A 17,419-nucleotide genomic window follows, 5' to 3' on the forward strand; every position below is an offset into this window, starting at 1 on the left:
TGGCCGGTTTCCGGCCGATGCGCGTGCTTACCGCTGCGTCAGCATCATGTACATCTGGATCACGACGTCCGGCGAGAACGTGAACGGCACCCAGCCGTAGCCCGTGTGGCGGGCGACCAGCAGGCGGTCGCCGTTCGCCTGCTTCTGCACGGCCATCATCGGGTTCTTCGTCGTCACGAAACGCCAGCCTGCCGGAATGCCGGGCGGCGGCTCCGGCTGCATCGACGCGCGGGCGTGCGCGAGTTCCTCGATCAGCTGGCCCAGTTGCTCCGGATGCAGCGTGATCGACTGGCCGTTGATGGTCAGCGTGAGTTCGTTCTGGGACGGGCGCGCGACGTGCAGCGTCGCCTTGTCGGCCGGCGCGGCAGCGGTGTCGGCTTCAACCGCGGTTTCGGCTTGCGTCGTCGGAATCGGCGCGGTCTCGGCATTGGCCGGGGCGTCGGCGACTTCGACCACATCGATCGTTTCCACCGTTTCCGCCGCCAGCGCGGTCGTGTTCACCGACGCTTGCGCCGCCACGGACGGCTCGACGACATCGGCCGTCACGGCAACCGCGCTCGTCGCGGCTTCCTTGACGACGGCCTCGACCAGCGCTTCGGCGTCGGCGATCGCCTTCGCGTGGTGCTGCGCGGCCGCTTCGGCCTGCGCGATCGCTTCGGTATGGCGCTGCGTGATCGCTTCGGCTGCGGCGGTCGCTTCCGCGTGGCGTTGCGCGGCGGCTTCGGCCTGGGCGATCGCTTCGGCGTGACGCCGTGTGATGGCTTCGGCCTCGGCGGTTGCGTCGGCGTGACGCTGGGCGGCGGCCTGCGTGTCGGCGAGCGCTTGCGTATGACGCTGGGCGAGCGCCTCGGCCTCGGCGATCGCGGCCATGTGGCGCTGCGCGGCGGCTTCGGCTTCGGCGGTCGCTTCCGCGTGGCGCTTCGCGGCGGCTTCCGCTTCGGCAGTCGCCGCGGCATGACGTTGCGCGGCCGCTTCGGCTTCGGTCGCCGCGGCGTGATGACGCTGCGCGGCGGCCTCGGCTTCGGCGATCGCCGCCGCGTGGCGCTGCGACGCGGCTTCGGCATCCGCGTGACGTTGCGCGAGCGCTTCGGTCAGCGCGGTGGCTTCCGCATGGCGCTGCGAAGCGGCTTCGGCTTGCGTGGCGGCATCCGTATGACGTTGGGCGGCCGCTTCGGCGGCGGCGGTGGCGTCGGCATGACGCCGCTGCGCGGCTTCGGCGTCGGCGGCTGCGGCCGTGTGGCGCTGCGCGGCCGCCTGCGCTTCGGCTTCCGCCGCCGCGTGACGCTCGGCCGCGGCCCGGGCTTCCGCTGCCGCGGCGCGCGCGAAGGCTTCCGCGCTGCGTGCCGCCTGCTGGGCGGCGTGGTGATCGTGGAGGAGCTGATCGACGCCCGTGGCGAGCGAAGCGATCTGATCGTTCAGGTTCATGCGTGTCTTCTCTGCGTAAGACCCGCGATTTTAACCGCTGCGCCGATGCCGGTCCGTGCGCGACGTGTAACAAAGTGCGCAAAGCGGCGCGACGTGCGCCGCTTTGTGTTACTTCAGGTAGCCCGCCGAGCCGAACCAGTCGAGCGCATCGCGCAGCCCTTCGCGATACGGGCGCGCACGGTAGCCGAGCTCGCGCTCGGCCTTCGCGGACGTGAAATACATCTTGTTCTTCGACATCCGCAGCCCGTCGACGGTGACGAACGGCTCCTTCTTCGTGAACTTCGCGACCGCTTCGGCGCCGACCGCGAGCGGGTACAGCGGCCAGCGCGGCAGTGCGATCGTCGGCGCCTTGCGGCCCGTCATCTGCGCGATGTCCGCGAGCATCTGCTGCAGCGGCAGGTTCTCGCCGCCGAGGATGTAGCGCTCGCCGATCCGGCCGCGCTCGAGCGCGAGGAAGTGGCCGTGCGCGACGTCGTCGACGTGCACGAGGTTCAGCCCCGTGTCGACGAACGCGGGAATCTTGCCGAGCGCGGCCTCGACGATGATGCGGCCGGTCGGCGTCGGCTTCACGTCGCGCGGGCCGATCGGCGTCGACGGGTTGACGATCACGGCCGGCAGCCCTTCGTCGGCGATCATCCGTTCGACCGCGCGCTCCGCGAGCACCTTGCTGCGCTTGTAGACGCCGATCGCCTGCTCGGCCGTGAGCGGCCGATTCTCGTCGGACGGATCGCCGGCGCTCGTCACCTTCAGCGTCGCGACGCTGCTCGTATAGACGATCCGCTCGACGCCTTCCGCGCGGGCCGCGCGCATCGTCGCGACCGCGCCTTCGAGGTTCGCGCGCTCGATCTCGTCGGGATCGGGCGCCCACAGCCGGTAGTCGGCCGCGACGTGCAGCAGGTAGCGCACGCCGCGCAGCGCGGCGCGCATCGACGCCTCGTCGCGCATGTCGCCGGTGACGATCTCGGCGTCGAGATCCGCGACGTTCGTGCGCGGGCTGGTGGGGCGCACCAGCACGCGCACCGCATAGCCTTTCTGCTGCGCGATGCGCGCGACGGCCGAGCCGACGAAACCGGACGCGCCGGTGACGAGAACGAGATCGCGGGAAGTATCAGTCATGCGTTTCCTTCGGGGCCGCGCGGGCGGCGCGGCGGTTGAGCATCGGCGAGATTGTACGTGGTCGGCGCGCGCGGCGACGCCCGGCCGGCGCGTGTGCGAAGCGGCCGACGCGACTACAATGCCGGGCTTGAATGCAACGGGAGGGCGACGCGATGAGCCGCAATGAACTGGACGAACGGATCGAGACCTACTACGTGCGGGTGCGCGGCGTCGTGCAGGGCGTCGGCTTTCGTCATGCGACGGTGCGCGAAGCGCATGCGCTGAAGCTGCGCGGCTGGGTCGCGAATCTCGAGGACGGCACCGTCGAGGCGATGATCCAGGGCCCCGGCGCGCAGATCGACCGGATGCTCGCGTGGCTGCGTCACGGGCCGCCTGCCGCGCGCGTGACCGAGGTGACGTTCGAGGAACGGCCGACCGAGAAGCGCTTCGAGCGTTTCCAGCAGCAGTAAGCGGCACGCGAAGGGACACACAACAATATGACGGGGTATCCGGAAGCCGGGCGCGGCCTCTTGCTGTCGGTGATGGCGTCGACGCTGTTCGCGCTGATGTCGGCTTACGCGAAACTGCTCGCGCCGCTCACGGGGCTCGACATCTTCGCGTGGCGCATCGTGTGGACCGCGCCGGGCGCGCTCGCGCTGATCGCGCTGCGCGGTCGCTGGCCGGCGCTCGTGGAGCTCGCGCGGCGCAGTGCGCGCGACTGGCGCCTGCTGGTCGCGCTGCCGGTGAGCGCGGCGTTGCTCGGCGTGCAGCTGTGGCTGTTCCTGTGGGCGCCGCTGCATGGCCGCATGCTCGAAGTGTCGCTCGGCTATTTCCTGCTGCCGCTGACGATGGTGCTCGTCGGCCGCTTCTACTATCACGAAAGGCTCGACCCGCTGCAATGGGCGGCGGTCGCGGGCGCGGCGCGCGGCGTCGCGCACGAAGTGTGGGCGACGCGCGCGTTCGCATGGCCGACGCTCGTCGTCGCGCTCGGCTATCCGCCGTATTTCGTGCTGCGCCGGCGGATCAACGCCGATTCGCTCGCCGCCTTCGCGATCGAGATCGTGCTGCTGTGCCCGATCGCGTTCGCGATGGTCGCGACGAGCGCGACGCGCGTCGCCGGCCATCCGCTGCTGTGGGCCGCGCTGCTGCCGGGGCTCGGCCTCCTCAGCACGCTCGCGCTCGCGAGCTACCTGAAGGCGAGCCGGATGCTGCCGATGGCGCTGTTCGGGATTCTCGGCTACGTCGAGCCGGTGCTGCTCGTCGTGGTGTCGCTGCTGCTGCTCGGCGAGACGCTGAGCGTCTCGCAGCTCGCGACGTACGGGCCGATCTGGGTCGCCGTCGCGCTCACCGCATGGCACAGCGCGATGCTGATGCGGCGCTTGCCCGCGCGCGGTTAAGCGCATCGTCGCGATGCGCGGGCCGTGCGGAACGTGCCGCGCATCGCGCATCGTCCGGCCGTCGAACCGCGTTCGTTCCGCTGCCACGTCCTCTCGAATCCGTCGATACTGACCGCCGACTGACGCCGCGCTGACGCGAATCTGGCGACGCTGCCTGCTTCGCCGCGCCACGCTCACGCTTGTAATCGAAGAGAAGATTCAGTTGCATTTTGTTACTTAGGGTCGCCCCTGATCGGCCATTAGACTGATCTGATCGACTTCCCTTCGTATCCGGCTTTTCATTGAACGGTCACCTCCCTGCCAAGTCGGCCGGGTTGGCACGATACGGGCATACGCGTATCGTCGCCGATCGCGCTCGCCGTCTTTCTCCCGCTCCCTTCCCCGGTGCACGTCGCACCGCCGCCGTGCAGGTGCGCTCATGTCGTTGAGCCCGCTGCATGCCGCCACGGCGCAGCCGTCGCGCAGCGGCCGCCTGATCGAAATCGACTTCTTCCGCGGGCTCGTGCTGTTGATGATCGTCGTCGATCACATCGGCGCGAGCGTGCTGTCGCGCGTGACGCTGCACGCATTCGCGCTGTGCGATGCGGCCGAGGTGTTCGTGTTCCTCGGTGGCTTCGCGACCGCGAGCGCGTACGGCGCGATCGCCGAGCGGCACGGCGCGCGCGCCGCGCAGCAGCGGTTCGTGCGACGCGCGATGCAGATCTACCGCGCGTTTCTCGCGACGTCGACGCTGATGCTCGTCGTGTCGGCGGTGCTCGATCACTACGGGATCGATGCGCCGAACCTCGCGCTCGACGACGTCAGCGTGATGCTCGCGTCGCCGCTGACGGGGGCGGCCGAGCTGCTGACGTTCCAGCGCCAGCCGTATCTCGCGTCGGTGCTGCCGATGTACGTGCTGTTCGCGCTCGCGTCGCCGGTGCTGGTGCCGTTCGCGCGGCGCCGTCCGTGGCTGCTCGTCGCGCTGAGCGTCGCGTCGTGGCTCGCGGCGGGCTGGCTCGGCCCGGAGCTGCTGGACACCGACGGCTTCCGCTGGAGCTTCAACCCGTTCGCGTGGCAACTGATGTTCGTCGCTGGCGTGCTCGCGCGCTCCCAGCCGTTCTACCGGCGCGTCGCGCTCGGCCGCTGGGGCGCGGCGGCGACCGGGCTCGCGTGCGCGATCGTGCTCGGTTGCGCGAGCTACAAGCTGTTCTCGGGGCTGCCGGCGCCCGAAGGCGTGCTCAAGCGCGATCTCGCGCTGCCGCGCGTCGTGAGCTTCGCGGCCATCGCGTGGCTGATGGCCGATTGCGTGCGCTTCGGCTGGATCGCGCGGATCGCGCAGGGCGTGCGGCCCGTCGTGGCGGTTGGCCAGCGCGGGCTGATCTGCTTCGTCGCGGGTGCGGCGATCTCGCTCGTGATCGATTCGCTGCTGCATCCGGTCGCGGGCAGCGCCGATCTGCGGCATGTCGGCGTGGGCCTTGTGGCCGACGCGTGCGCGGTCGGGCTGATGATGGCGGTGGCCGGTTCGGGGACGTGGATCGCGCGATGGCGCGGCGCGGCGGCGTAGGCGCGCGCAAGAAGGGCGGCGCGGCAGGCGCCGCGCGGCGTCAGTGAGGTGAGCCGATACGGGAGCGGGGCGTGGCGGTGGCGTCGTCGGCTTCGGCGTCGTCGCGTTCGTCCGGCGCCGGGTCGTCGCGCTCCGCGAGCACCGCGTCGGCTTCGGCCGCGGCCCGGGCGGCGCGCATCGCGGTGCAGCGCTGCGCGTGCCGGATGTCCGACAGGATCCTCAACAGCCGCGTCGTCTTGCTTTTCATCGGGTTCTCCCGCCAGTGCGCATCTCGGGAAGCGGATGCGTTGCCTGCAACCAGTGTAGGACGCGTTCGCGTTTCCGGCGGGAGAATGTGGCGTGCACGCCGCACGCCGAGGGATAGTACTTACTGCGCGGCGGCGGCCTGCGCCTGCAGCGCTTCTTCTCGGCGCTCGTCCGTGCAGCGCTGATGCTGGCGCGACAGGCGGTTCATCAGCGGCAGCAGCAGCAGCGCGAGCAGCATGCCGATCGCGGCGAGCCAGCCGAGCTTCTCGAACAGCGACAGATAGAGCGGCAGCGATTCGGTGGCCGGCAGCTCGTGCGACGGCATCTGCGCGAAGTTCGCGACGACGCTGCCCAGATACTGCGACACGCCCGTCGCGACGAAATACGCACCCATCATGAAGCCGCTCATGCGCGCCGGCACGTAGCGGGCGATCATCGCGAGGCCGAGGCCGCTCACCAGCAGCTCGCCGAGCGAGTACAGCCCGTAACCCCACACCATGAACCACGACGACACGCGGCCGTCGACCGCGTAGCGGCCGCTGATCGTGAACACCAGGTAGCCGGCGGCGACCGCGCCGAAACCGAGCGCATACTTCGCGGCGACCGGCAGGTCGCGGCCGCCCTTCGCGACGGCGTTGTAGACCCACACCAGCACCGGGCTCAGCAGCATGATCCAGATCGGGTTCAGCGCCTGGAACTGCGCGGCGCTCCACGTGAACAGCGTCGTGCCGAACAGCATGAAGCGCGGGTCGACGTTGCGCAGCGCGAACAGCGTCAGCGACGTCGACATCTGCACGTAGAAGATGAAGAACAGGATCACCTGGCCGATCAGCACGAGCGCCGCGATCAGGCCCGCGCGCTCCGAGCGCTCCGACTTCGCGATCATGTACGCGAAGATCGCGAGGATCGCGAATGCGGCCGCCCACACGCTGGCGACCGCGAGCTGCTTGTGCTGCAGCACGTACAGCGTGACCAGCGCGAGCGCGACGCCGCCGGCCGCGACCGCACCGAGGCGCTTCCAGCGGATCGGCTGGTCGTCCGGCTGCGAGCCGACGTGCGCGAGCGTGCGGTGCATCAGCATGAAGTTCAGGATCGCGAGCAGCATGCCGCCGCAGCAGACCGCGAACGCGGTGTGCCAGCCCCAGTGATCCTTGATCCACGGCGTCGCGAGCATCGACACCGTCGAGCCGATGTTGACCGCCATGTAGTAGATCGTGAACGCGCTGTCGATGCGCGCGTCGTCGCCTTCGTAGATGCGGCGCACGAGGTTCGCCGCGTTGGCCTTGAACAGGCCGTTGCCGACGACGATCACGCCGAGCGACGCGTACATGTACGTCAGCTGATCGTTCGGCACCGCGAGCATCAGGTAGCCGGCGCACAGCACGGCCGCGCCGATGATCATCGTGCGGCGGGCGCCGAGCACCTTGTCGCCGATCCAGCCGCCGATCGACGGCGCGGCGTAGACGAGTGCGGTGAAGGCCCCCCAGGTCAGGTTCGCGTGGCTGTCGGTGAAGCCGAGCCGGTCGACCATGAAGAGGACCAGGAGCGCGGCCATGCCGTAGTAGCCGAAGCGCTCCCACATTTCGATGAGGAAGACCGTCGTAAACGATCGGGTCTGTGAAACAGGTGCGTGCATCATCAATCTCGTTTGAAACGGACGGCGCGGATCGCGCGTCGCCTTAAGGTCGAACTGGCGCCGGAGCACTGTGGCCGGGTAGGCTGGCATCGGCGATGGAGCAGTCGAGCGGTTAGCTCGGGCCGGGGACGGATTCCACCTGGGAAGGCGGAGCGCGGCCCCGACCGGCGCGCGAATGGTAACGTTTGCCGGTCCGGTGCGTCGGGTCCGCGCCACTTAGGGAAACTCCCGATATGGCAGCAGCTTTCAGGAACATTTGTCTCATCATCTACTTGTAAGCTTGACGCCGGTTCTCCGCAAATTCCCGGAGAGCCGCTTGCAGCTTGCCTGTGAAGGCTGCGAGTCTGGCAAGATAGCGCGTCGTTTCGCTCGCTTCGGGCCCTGTTTAGTGCACCGGGCTCAACGCCGAAGACGGGGGCGAACCCGAAGATTAAGCTATCTCGAATTAACTTAGTTACTTTCCATCAAACATTTTTTGACGACCACTTTTCGGCCTGCTATGGTTCCCCCCACTGAAAACTCGCGATCGGCAGACGCTGTCGCACTGGGCAGCAAGATTCGCGCGTTGCGCCAACGTCTGAAGCGCACGCTCGACGACACCGCTACCGCCGCGGGGATTTCGAAGCCGTTTCTGTCTCAAGTCGAGCGCGGGCTCGCGTCGCCGTCACTGACGTCGCTGGCCGGTATCGCCCACGCGCTCGGCGTGACGGTGCAGTACTTCGTGGATACGCCGAGCGAGGAACGCTCGGTGTGCCGAGGCGATCAGCTGCGCTTCTTCGGGTTTGCGGATTCGGCGAACCTGTTCGCGCGACTGACGAACGTGTCCGAAGGGCGCCAGCTGGAGGCGATCCTCGTGAGGATGCCGCCGGGGCAGAAACGGTCCGAGGTGACGACACATGCAGGAGAGGAGTTCCTGTACGTGATTGAAGGGGAAGTGTCGCTGACGCTGGAAGGCAAGACGTTCGTCCTGCAGGCCGGCGACAGTTCGCACTATCAGTCGACGGTCCCGCACAGCTGGGTCAACACCGCGAAGATCGAGTCGGTGGTGGTCTGGGTCGGTACGCCGCGACTGTTCTAACGCACGGGTATTCCTTCGTTTCTTCGACGGGATACCTGTCGAAAGAAATGTAAGGAATACTAACATGCAATACGAGAATCACGGGCCTCCTCAATCGCTGCCCCCGTCAGCGTCTCACGCGTAAGCCGCGGCATCCGCCGCGCGACGCCCACCGAACCACCTTCTCAAGACTGCCACGATGAAATCCTTGCATGCCATGTCGGCCGTGCTGGCCGCGCTCGCCCTGACGACGCCCGTCGCCCACGCCGCAACCGTTCCGTCGAACGTCGCGCTCGCTCCGCAACAGGACCTGACGCGACAGGTGCCGGCCGAAGTCGAGTCGCTCGACCCGGCGCACATCGAATCGTGGACCGGCAACACGATCGGCCTCGACCTGTTCGAAGGGCTCGCGCGCATCGATGCGGCCGGCCAGGTCGTGCCGGGCGTCGCGCTGTCGTGGGAGCGCAAGACGCCGCAGACATGGATCTTCAAGCTTCGCCACGACGCGAAGTGGAGCAACGGCCAGCCGGTGACGGCCGCCGATTTCGTCTATTCGTGGCAGCGCCTCGTCGATCCGAAGACGGGCTCGAAGTACACGATCCTCGTCGAGTTCATCAAGAATTCGAAGGACATCATCGCGGGCAAGGCCGCGCCGTCGACGCTCGGCGTGCGTGCCGTCGATCCGTACGCGCTGGAAGTGACGACCGACGTGCCGGTCGCGTTCTTCCCCGAACTGACCGCGATGGCGCCGCTCGTGCCGGTGAACAAGGACGTGGTCGCGAAGTTCGGTGATGCATGGACGCGCCCGGGCAACCTCGTCAGCAACGGTGCATACCAGCTCGTCGACTGGCAGCCGAACAACCGCATCGTGATCGCGAAGGACGCGAAGTACTGGAACGCGCCGAAGGTCGTGATCAACAAGGTCACGTACCTGCCGATCGAAAGCGACGAAACCGCGATGCGCATGTACCAGGCCGGGCAGATCGACTACAGCTACTCGATTCCGTCGGGCATCTTCCAGCAGGTCAGCAAGCAGTTCGGCGCCGAGTTGCGCCCGGGCCTGCAGCTCGCGACTTACTACTACTTCCTGAACAACAGCGACGCGGCGCTGAAGGACAAGCGCGTGCGCCAGGCGCTGTCGATGGTGATCGATCGCGACGTGCTGACGTCGAAGCTCACGCAGGCCGGCGAGAAGCCGATGTACGGGCTGATGCCGAACGGCACGAAGGGCGTGCAGCCGTTCACGCCGGAATGGGCGTCGTGGCCGATGGCCAAGCGCATCGCGACCGCGAAGGACCTGCTGAAGCAGGCCGGCTATTCGGACGCGAAGCCGCTGTCGTTCACGCTCACGTACAACACCAACGACCTGCACAAGAAGGTCGCGCTGTTCACCGCATCGGAATGGCGCACGAAGCTCGGCATTACCACGAAGCTCGAGAACGTCGAGTTCAAGGTGCTGATGAAGCAGCGGCATGACGGCAAGGTGCAGATCGCGCGCGACGGCTGGTTCGCCGACTACAACGACGCGATGACGTTCTTCGACCTGATCCGCTGCGGCAGCTCGCAGAACACCGTCGGCTACTGCAACAAGCAGGTCGACGCGCTCGTCGAGGAAGGCAACCAGAAGCTCGACGACAACGCGCGCACCGCGCTGCTCACGCAGGCACACGACATGGCGATGAAGGACACGCCGATGGTGCCGCTGTTCCAGTACTCGGCCGACCGTCTCGTGAAGTCGTACGTGGGCGGCTATTCGCTGAAGAACGTGATCGACATGCGTGCTTCGCAGGACATGTACCTGATCAAGCACTGACGGAGCGATCATGCTGGCCTACGCATTGAGGCGCACGTTGTGGGCGGTGCCGACGATCCTCGCGGTCATCACCGTCTGCTACCTGCTGCTGCATTTCACGCCCGGCGGCCCGTTCGATACGGAGAAGCAGCTGTCCGCCGCGACGCTCGCGAACCTGAACGCGAAGTACCACCTCGACGAGCCGCTGTGGAAGCAGTACCTGCTGTATCTCGGCTCGCTGCTGCACGGCGATCTCGGCCCGTCGTTCCGCTACGTCGACTGGTCGGTGAACGATCTCGTGAAGAAGGCGCTGCCCGTGAGCCTCGGCGTGGGCGGCGTGTCGATCCCGATCTCGATCGTGCTCGGCGTGCTGCTCGGCACCGTCGCGGCCGTGCGCCGCGACAGCGTGATCGACCGCTTCGTGATGCTGATCGGCAACTTCGGCAACGTCGTGCCGCCGTTCGTGCTCGGCCCCGTCATGGTGTGGATCTTCGCGATCCTGCTGAAGACGTCGGCCGGCAACGGCTGGCTGCCGGCCGGCGGCTGGGGCGACGGCGGCTGGCAGTACCGGCTGCTGCCGATCGCGCTGCTGACCCTCATCAACGTGTCGCTGCTCGCGCGCGTGATGCGCGGCTCGATGATCGAGACGCTGTCGAGCAACTACATCCGCACCGCGCGCGCGAAGGGCCTGCCGGGCTCGACGATCGTGCTGCGCCACGCGCTCAAGCCCGCGCTGATGCCGGTCGTGTCGCTGTTCGGCACGGTCTGCATCACGTCGATCACCGCGGCCGTCGTCACCGAATCGGTGTTCGCGCTGCCGGGCGTCGGGCAGCTCGTCGTGAACGGCGCGATCAACCGCGACTACACGCTGGTGCTTGGCCTCGTCGTGATGACGACCGTCTTCGCGGTGCTGTTCAACCTGCTGGTCGACCTCGCGTACGCGTGGCTCGATCCGCGTATCCGTTATTGAGCGAGGCACAGCGATGACTCCGACCACTCCCGTCGTCGGCCTGCCCGTGCAGACCGATTCGCCGCCGCATTCGCGCTCGCCGCTCGAGCTCGCGTTCGCGCGCTTCCTTCACAACCGCGCGGCGCTGTTCAGCCTCGCGCTGCTCGTGCTGATCACGCTCGCCTGCTTCGTCGGCCCGTGGCTGCTCGCGGCCGATCCCGCCGCGAGCGACTGGGCGTCGATCAGCCTGCCGCCGACCTGGGCGAACCAGCACTGGTTCGGCACCGACGAGCTCGGCCGCGACCTGCTCGTGCGCACGCTGATCGGCGGCCGCGTATCGATCGAGGTCGGCCTGCTCGGCACGCTCGTGTCGGGCCTGTTCGGCGTCGCGTGGGGCGCGACCGCGGGCTTCGCGGGCGGCCGCGTCGATTCCGTGATGATGCGCGTCGTCGACATGATGTACGCGATCCCGTACCTGCTGATCGCGATCCTGATGATGACCCTGTTCGGCCGCTCGTTCATGCTGGTCGTGCTGACCATCAGCGCGTTCTCGTGGATCGACATGGCGCGCGTCGTGCGCGGCCAGACGCTGTCGCTGCGCAATCGCGAGTTCGTCGATGCGGCGCGCGCGATCGGCGTGTCGCCGGCATCGATCGTGCTGCGTCACGTCGTGCCGAACCTGCTCGGCGTGGTCGTCGTGTACGCGACGGTCTCGGTGCCGAACATCGTGCTGACCGAATCGGTGCTGTCGTTCCTCGGCCTCGGCGTGCAGGAGCCGATGACGAGCTGGGGCGTGCTGATCCAGGACGGCGCGCAGAAACTGGAATCGATGCCGTGGCTGCTGCTCGCCCCGGCCGTCATGCTGTGCGTGACGCTTTACTGCGTGAACTTCGTCGGCGACGGCCTGCGTGACGCGCTCGACCCGAAGGATCGCTGAAGATGGTTGCTCTACTGGAAGTTGAAAACCTCGGCGTGCGCTTCACGCGCAAGGATGCGCCGCCGATCGACGCCGTCAACGGCGTGTCGTTCTCGCTCGAAGCCGGCAAGACGCTCGGCATCGTCGGCGAATCGGGCTCGGGCAAGAGCCAGACCGTGATGGCGCTGCTCGGCCTGCTGGCCGGCAACGGCACGACGACCGGCGCCGCGCGCTACCGCGGCGACAACCTGCTCGACATGGATACGCGCGCGCTGAACGCGGTGCGGGGCGATCGCATCGCGATGATCTTCCAGGACCCGATGACGTCGCTCAATCCGTTCCTGACGATCGAACGGCAGATGACCGAGACGCTGCAGCTGCATCGCAGGCTGTCGCGCAAGGAAGCGATCAAGCGCGCGATCGAGGCGCTCGAATCGGTGCGCATTCCCGATGCGGCGCGCCGCATCCGCATGTATCCGCACGAGTTCTCGGGCGGCATGCGCCAGCGCGTGATGATCGCGATGGCGCTGTTGTCCGAGCCGGAAATCCTGATCGCCGACGAGCCGACCACCGCGCTCGACGTGACCGTGCAGGCGCAGATCATCGACCTGCTGCGCGAGCTGAACCGCGAGCGCGGCACCGCGATCGTGCTGATCACGCACGACATGGGCGTGGTCGCCGGCCTCGCCGACGACGTGATGGTCATGTACGCGGGCCGCACCGTCGAATATGCGCCGGCCGAATCGATCTTCGCGGCGCCGTCGCATCCGTACACGATCGGGCTGCTCAACGCGCTGCCGCGCCTGACCGACGCGGACGATGCGCCGCTCGTCGCGATTCCCGGCAACCCGCCGATGCCCGGCACCGCGCCGGCCGGCTGCGCGTTCGCGAAGCGCTGCACGTATGCGGAAGAACGCTGCGGCGCCGAGCGCCCGGCGCTCGAAACCTATGGCGCCGCGGGCGCGGTGCGCGCGTGCCACCGGCCCCTGGCCGATCTGACGGGAGGTCTGCGATGAGCGTCGATGAACGCCGCCAAGCCGGCGCGACGGACGACACGCTGCTGTCCGTCGACAATCTGAAAGTGCATTTCCGCGTGCCGCTCGGCGGCTATCCGTGGTCGCCGAAGGGCACGCTGCGCGCGGTCGACGGCGTGTCGTTCGACGTCAAGCGCGGCGAGACGGTCGGGCTCGTCGGCGAATCGGGCTGCGGGAAATCGACGCTCGCGCGCGCATTGATCGGCCTCGTGCCGATGACGGCCGGCACCGTGAAATGGCGCGGCCAGGCCGTGGCGCCCGATCACCTGCGCGGCACCGCGATGCGGCGCGAAGTGCAGATGATCTTCCAGGATCCGCTCGCATCGCTCGATCCGCGCATGACGATCGAGCAGGTCGTCGCCGAGCCGCTCGTCACGCACCAGCCGGGCCTCGGCCGGACCGAAGTGCGCCGCCGCGTGATCTCGATGCTCGAACGCGTCGGCCTGAACGCGCATCACCTGCTGCGTTATCCGCATGAATTTTCCGGCGGGCAGTGCCAGCGCGTCGGCATCGCGCGCGCGCTGATCGGCGAGCCGAAGCTCGTGATCTGCGACGAGCCCGTATCGGCGCTCGACGTGTCGATCCAGGCGCAGATCGTGAACCTGCTGCGCGATCTGCAACGCGAACTGTCGTTGTCCTATCTATTCGTCGCGCACGACCTGGCGGTGGTGAAGGCCATCAGCCAGCGCGTGCTCGTGATGTATCTCGGCCGCGTGATGGAGTTCGGCACGCGGCATGACGTGTACGGCGTGCCGCAACACCCGTACACGAAGGCGCTGCTCGATGCGGCGCCGACGCCGGAGCCGGCGCGCGAGCGTGCTCGCCGTCCGATGCTGCTGGCGGGCGAGATGCCCTCGCCGCTCAACCCGCCGTCCGGCTGCGCGTTCCGCACGCGCTGTCCGGTCGCGATCGACGCGTGCGCGCAGGACGTGCCGCTGCCGGAAGTGCGGCAGGGGTCGGCGGCGCGCGTCGCGTGCATCCGCGCGGGCGCGGCGTGATGTGAAGTAACGCAGCAAACAAAACCAAGGCAGGTCAACAGGGGTAGGTGCGGCGCGAACGATCTTCGCGCCGCGGGTACAGGCGCGTCCTTAGCCGGGCTCGCCGGGGGGCTGGAAGCGGATCGCAACCGGCGTGGACGATATCAACACAAGACGAGAATGATTACGATGAAAAAGCAGAAGAGGATCGGGACGGCATCGAAGATGCTGCTTGCATGGGGGCTGCCGGCGCTCGCCGGCGTCTCGCTGACGGGTGTCGCGCACGCCGACGACGCGGCGCCGCTGACGGTCGCGCAGGCCGCACCGGTCGCCGCGTCGGGCACGTCGGTTGCGCAGGCAACGACCCCGAACGCCGTGATCAACGCCGAGGCGACCCAGGCCGTCACGCCGCCCGACGAGCCGTCGGCGCAGTCGAAATCGAACGGCTTCATCGCCGACAGCCATCTCGACTTCCTGTTCCGCAACTATGCGGACGTGCTCGACAACAAGGGCGGGCCGCATCGTCATGCGTGGGTCCAGGGCGCGATGGCGAACTTCGAATCGGGCTACACGACCGGCCTGATCGGGATCGGCTTCGACGCGTCGTTGTATGCGGCGCTGAAGCTCGACGGCGGCCAGGGCGCCGGCAGCATGGTGCACATCGCGAAGGGCGGCGGTGGCGGCAACCAGCTCGCGTGGGCGTACCCGGGTATCTACGACATCAAGGCGCGCATCTCGAACACGGTGGTCAAGTACGGTCTGCAGGCCGTCGACAACCCGTTCATGGAGCAGCACGACAACCGCGCGCTGCCGCCGACGTTCCTCGGCGCGACGCTCGTCAGCAATGAATTCAAGAACGTGATGCTCGAGGCCGGCAGCTTCACGAAGACCGACGCGCGCGGCCATACCACGCTCACGAATCTGACGACGCAGTACGGCGGCACGCGCATCAATCGCCTGTCGTACGTCGGCGGCACGTGGGACTACTCGCCGAACGGCGAAGTCGCGCTGTACGCGAACCAGGCCGACGACGTGTGGCACCAGTACTACGCGTCGGTGAAGCACAGCATCGGCAGCCCGCAGACGATCAAGTGGACCGGCTTCGGCAACGTCTATTCGACGCACGACACGGGCGATGCGCTGCAGGGCAAGATCAACAACAACGCGTACAGCCTGTCGCTCGCCGCGCAGCACGGCCCGCATGAACTGCTGCTCGGCTTCCAGCACGTGCTCGGCGATCAGTTCTTCGACTACCTGAACGAAACGAACGGCATCTTCCTGACCAACTCGATGGACGTCGACTACAACGCGCCGCACGAAAAATCGCTGCAGCTGCGTTACACGTTCTACGGGAAGGAAGCGGGCCTGCCGGGCTTCAAGGCGATGGTGTGGGGCGTGACGGGCTGGGGCGCGGACGGCAGCGCGGGCGCGGCCAACGACCCGAGCAAGTCGAGCATCTACTGGAGCAACGGCGCGCCGGTGCAGGGCCGTCACCACGAGTTCGGCTTCATCCCGTCGTACACGTTCCAGAGCGGCAAGCTGAAGAACACGAAGGTCACGTTCATCGCGATGTGGCACAACGGCTCGGCACACTACTCGGACGCGACGAACACCGAGTACCGTCTGGTCGTGAACCTGCCGCTGCACGCGTTCTGATCGAACGGGGACGCACGTCCCCGGTGTCGTACGGGCCGGCCTGCGATCGGTGCGATCACGCCGGCTTGTGCCAGCCCGCCACGGAATCGTTCGCGGCGGGCATCTCTTCCACGAGCGACGTGAGCTGGCGGCCCGTATCGCGCCATGCATCGAGGCCGCCGCGCAGCGCGAGCGCATCGGTGAAGCCTGCATCGAGCAGGCGCTTCGCCATCAGCGCGGCCGTCACTTCGTTCGGGCACGAGCAATACACGACGAATTTCTGCGTGAGCGGATAGCGCGCGACGATGTCGCCGATCTGGCGTTCGTCGGCGAACTGCGCACCGGGAATCGTGAACGGGTCGAGCTTGCGATGCTCGGGCGAGCGGACGTCGAGCACTACCGGGGCGGTGGCGTCGCGCAGCAGCACGTCGAGCTCGTCGACGCCGATCCGCGCGTTCGCGAGCTGGCGGATCAGCGCACGGCGGCGCATCCACCGCACGGCCGCATAGATCGCGAGCAGCGCGACGATGACCAGCAGCACCGCGCGGCCGAGGCGGCTCGCGCCGGCGAACAGCCAGTCAATCTGCCGATAGAACACGAGGCCGGCGCCCAGCCCGACGATCGTCCACAGCGCGGCGCCGAGCGCGTCGTAGCCGGCGAACGTGCGATAGCGCGTGCCGAGCGCACCGGCCATCGGCACCGACACCAGCGACAAGCCCGGAATGAAGCGCGCGACCGCGAGCACGCGCACGCCGTAGCGGCCGAAGAAGCGTTCGGTCTTTTTCACGCAGGTATCGCGCGACAGCGACAGCCGGCAGATCGTCTTCAGCGTCGTGCCGCCGTAACGCCGCCCGGCCACGTACCAGACCGTGTCGCCGATCAGCGCGCCGAGCACGGACATCACCACGACCGTCACGAGCTGCGAGCCGATCATCGCCGGATGCATCGCGGACATCGCGCCGAACAGCACGAGCGTCGGCATCGCCGGCACCGGCAGGCCGATGGCCGCCGCGAGTACGTTGGCGAACACGAGAAGCGGCCCGTACTGGGCGACGAGGTCACGGAGCATGACGGCTGGCCGAAAAGGAAACGCGTGGGCGGGAAACGCAGATGGACCGATTATCGGCCTTTTTCAACACAGCGGCGGGAATGACGCAAAAGCGCCTGACGGCGGCAGGGAGATGTGGGTGAGCCGACGCGTTGCACGCGGCTCACCGTTCGGAATCAGGAAGGCGTACGGGCGAGCGATGCGGCGCCGTGGTTTTCGCCGGGCAACTCGGCGCCGTGCGAGCGGATCGCCGCGATCAGTTCGGCCGGGGTGATCTCGTAGCGGACCTCGCGGTGGATGCCGGGCTTGCGTTCGTCGACCTCGATCAGCAGCACGCTCTTGCCGTCGGCCGTGGCCTCGAGCCGGAGCGAGCGCAGTTCGCGGCCGTCGGCCGCGTCGTGTTCGGTGAGCAGGGTCATTGCCCCGGATGAGCCGGTAGTGCGCATCGAACCTATCCTCGTGTCGTGGTGCCGTAGCGGCAAAGATGTCTTTGTTGAATACAGCTTGACGCAGTTTAACGCGAACGGGCCGCGACACGGAGCATTTTCGTGGGGATGAAAAGAGGGTTACACCACCGATCCTTCTGATGTTTGAGCCGCGCCGGGCGGGCGTCTGCGCCGCATCGGGGCCGGTCGGAACCGGTACCCGAACGGCGTTCGCGGCCACGCC

General features: G+C 67.8%; 16 protein-coding genes. 10 read left to right on the plus strand and 6 right to left on the minus strand.

Features of this window, described 5'->3' with window-relative positions; genetic code table 11:
* Positions 1-27 precede the first annotated feature (27 nt).
* A complete protein-coding gene (locus tag JYG37_RS25580; protein WP_124594306.1) occupies positions 28-1,425 on the minus strand; it encodes a phage tail protein in 1,398 nt (465 codons plus the stop codon).
* A gap of 108 nt (positions 1,426-1,533) precedes the next feature.
* Complete coding sequence (gene hpnA / locus JYG37_RS25585) at positions 1,534-2,541, minus strand: hopanoid-associated sugar epimerase (protein WP_011353724.1); 1,008 nt, start codon at positions 2,539-2,541, stop codon at positions 1,534-1,536.
* Between the two features lie 152 nt (positions 2,542-2,693).
* Here hpnA and JYG37_RS25590 point away from each other — a divergent pair, with 152 nt between their 5' ends.
* The 3 genes from JYG37_RS25590 (at position 2,694) to JYG37_RS25600 (ending at position 5,460) form a co-directional block, all read left to right on the plus strand.
* Positions 2,694-2,990, plus strand: coding sequence for an acylphosphatase (locus JYG37_RS25590; protein WP_050013378.1), 297 nt, complete (start codon positions 2,694-2,696; stop codon positions 2,988-2,990).
* Positions 2,991-3,017: 27 nt separating this feature from the next.
* Entirely contained in the window at positions 3,018-3,917 is a 900-nt protein-coding gene (gene rarD, locus JYG37_RS25595) for an EamA family transporter RarD (RefSeq protein ID WP_213346153.1), read from the plus strand.
* A gap of 418 nt (positions 3,918-4,335) precedes the next feature.
* Positions 4,336-5,460 (plus strand): OpgC domain-containing protein, encoded by a 1,125-nt coding sequence (locus JYG37_RS25600; RefSeq protein ID WP_089489889.1) that lies wholly within the window; start codon positions 4,336-4,338, stop codon positions 5,458-5,460.
* Between the two features lie 40 nt (positions 5,461-5,500).
* Here JYG37_RS25600 and JYG37_RS25605 read toward each other — a convergent pair whose 3' ends face one another.
* Together JYG37_RS25605 and JYG37_RS25610 are read right to left on the minus strand one after the other, a co-directional pair.
* Positions 5,501-5,707, minus strand: coding sequence for a hypothetical protein (locus JYG37_RS25605; RefSeq protein WP_050013375.1), 207 nt, complete (start codon positions 5,705-5,707; stop codon positions 5,501-5,503).
* A 120-nt stretch (positions 5,708-5,827) separates the two neighbouring features.
* The gene (locus JYG37_RS25610; RefSeq protein ID WP_050013374.1) at positions 5,828-7,345 is read right to left on the minus strand and encodes a peptide MFS transporter; all 1,518 of its coding nucleotides are present in this window, start codon (positions 7,343-7,345) and stop codon (positions 5,828-5,830) included.
* Between the two features lie 496 nt (positions 7,346-7,841).
* On the opposite strand from JYG37_RS25610, the gene JYG37_RS25615 reads away from it, so the two are divergent.
* From JYG37_RS25615 to JYG37_RS25645, 7 genes are all read left to right on the plus strand, one after another.
* Positions 7,842-8,420 carry a cupin domain-containing protein gene (locus JYG37_RS25615; RefSeq protein ID WP_011548888.1) on the plus strand — a complete coding sequence of 193 codons (579 nt, stop codon included), beginning with the start codon at positions 7,842-7,844 and terminating at the stop codon, positions 8,418-8,420.
* 178 nt (positions 8,421-8,598) lie between these two features.
* On the plus strand, positions 8,599-10,212 hold the full coding sequence (locus tag JYG37_RS25620) for a peptide ABC transporter substrate-binding protein (protein WP_213346154.1): 1,614 nt from the start codon (positions 8,599-8,601) through the stop codon (positions 10,210-10,212).
* 10 nt (positions 10,213-10,222) lie between these two features.
* Entirely contained in the window at positions 10,223-11,161 is a 939-nt protein-coding gene (locus JYG37_RS25625; protein WP_050013372.1) for an ABC transporter permease subunit, read from the plus strand.
* A 13-nt stretch (positions 11,162-11,174) separates the two neighbouring features.
* Positions 11,175-12,077: an ABC transporter permease gene (locus tag JYG37_RS25630; RefSeq protein WP_050013371.1), complete on the plus strand. Its 903-nt coding sequence runs from the start codon at positions 11,175-11,177 to the stop codon at positions 12,075-12,077.
* Positions 12,078-12,079: 2 nt separating this feature from the next.
* Positions 12,080-13,072 carry an ABC transporter ATP-binding protein gene (locus JYG37_RS25635; RefSeq protein WP_089489888.1) on the plus strand — a complete coding sequence of 331 codons (993 nt, stop codon included), beginning with the start codon at positions 12,080-12,082 and terminating at the stop codon, positions 13,070-13,072.
* Positions 13,069-14,088, plus strand: coding sequence for an ABC transporter ATP-binding protein (locus JYG37_RS25640; RefSeq protein ID WP_050013369.1), 1,020 nt, complete (start codon positions 13,069-13,071; stop codon positions 14,086-14,088). The genes JYG37_RS25635 and JYG37_RS25640 overlap by 4 nt, the downstream gene beginning before the upstream one ends.
* 168 nt (positions 14,089-14,256) lie before the next feature.
* A complete protein-coding gene (locus JYG37_RS25645) occupies positions 14,257-15,723 on the plus strand; it encodes an OprD family outer membrane porin (RefSeq protein ID WP_050013492.1) in 1,467 nt (488 codons plus the stop codon).
* Between the two features lie 55 nt (positions 15,724-15,778).
* On the opposite strand, the gene JYG37_RS25650 is transcribed toward JYG37_RS25645, so the two are convergent.
* Complete coding sequence (locus JYG37_RS25650) at positions 15,779-16,771, minus strand: DedA family protein/thiosulfate sulfurtransferase GlpE (protein WP_050013368.1); 993 nt, start codon at positions 16,769-16,771, stop codon at positions 15,779-15,781.
* Positions 16,772-16,926: 155 nt separating this feature from the next.
* The gene (locus JYG37_RS25655) at positions 16,927-17,196 is read right to left on the minus strand and encodes a hypothetical protein (RefSeq protein ID WP_050013367.1); all 270 of its coding nucleotides are present in this window, start codon (positions 17,194-17,196) and stop codon (positions 16,927-16,929) included.
* Positions 17,197-17,419 lie beyond the last annotated feature (223 nt).

Source organism: Burkholderia sp. LAS2 (assembly GCF_018417615.1).
In the GTDB taxonomy this organism is placed as follows: Bacteria; Pseudomonadota; Gammaproteobacteria; order Burkholderiales; family Burkholderiaceae; genus Burkholderia; species Burkholderia sola.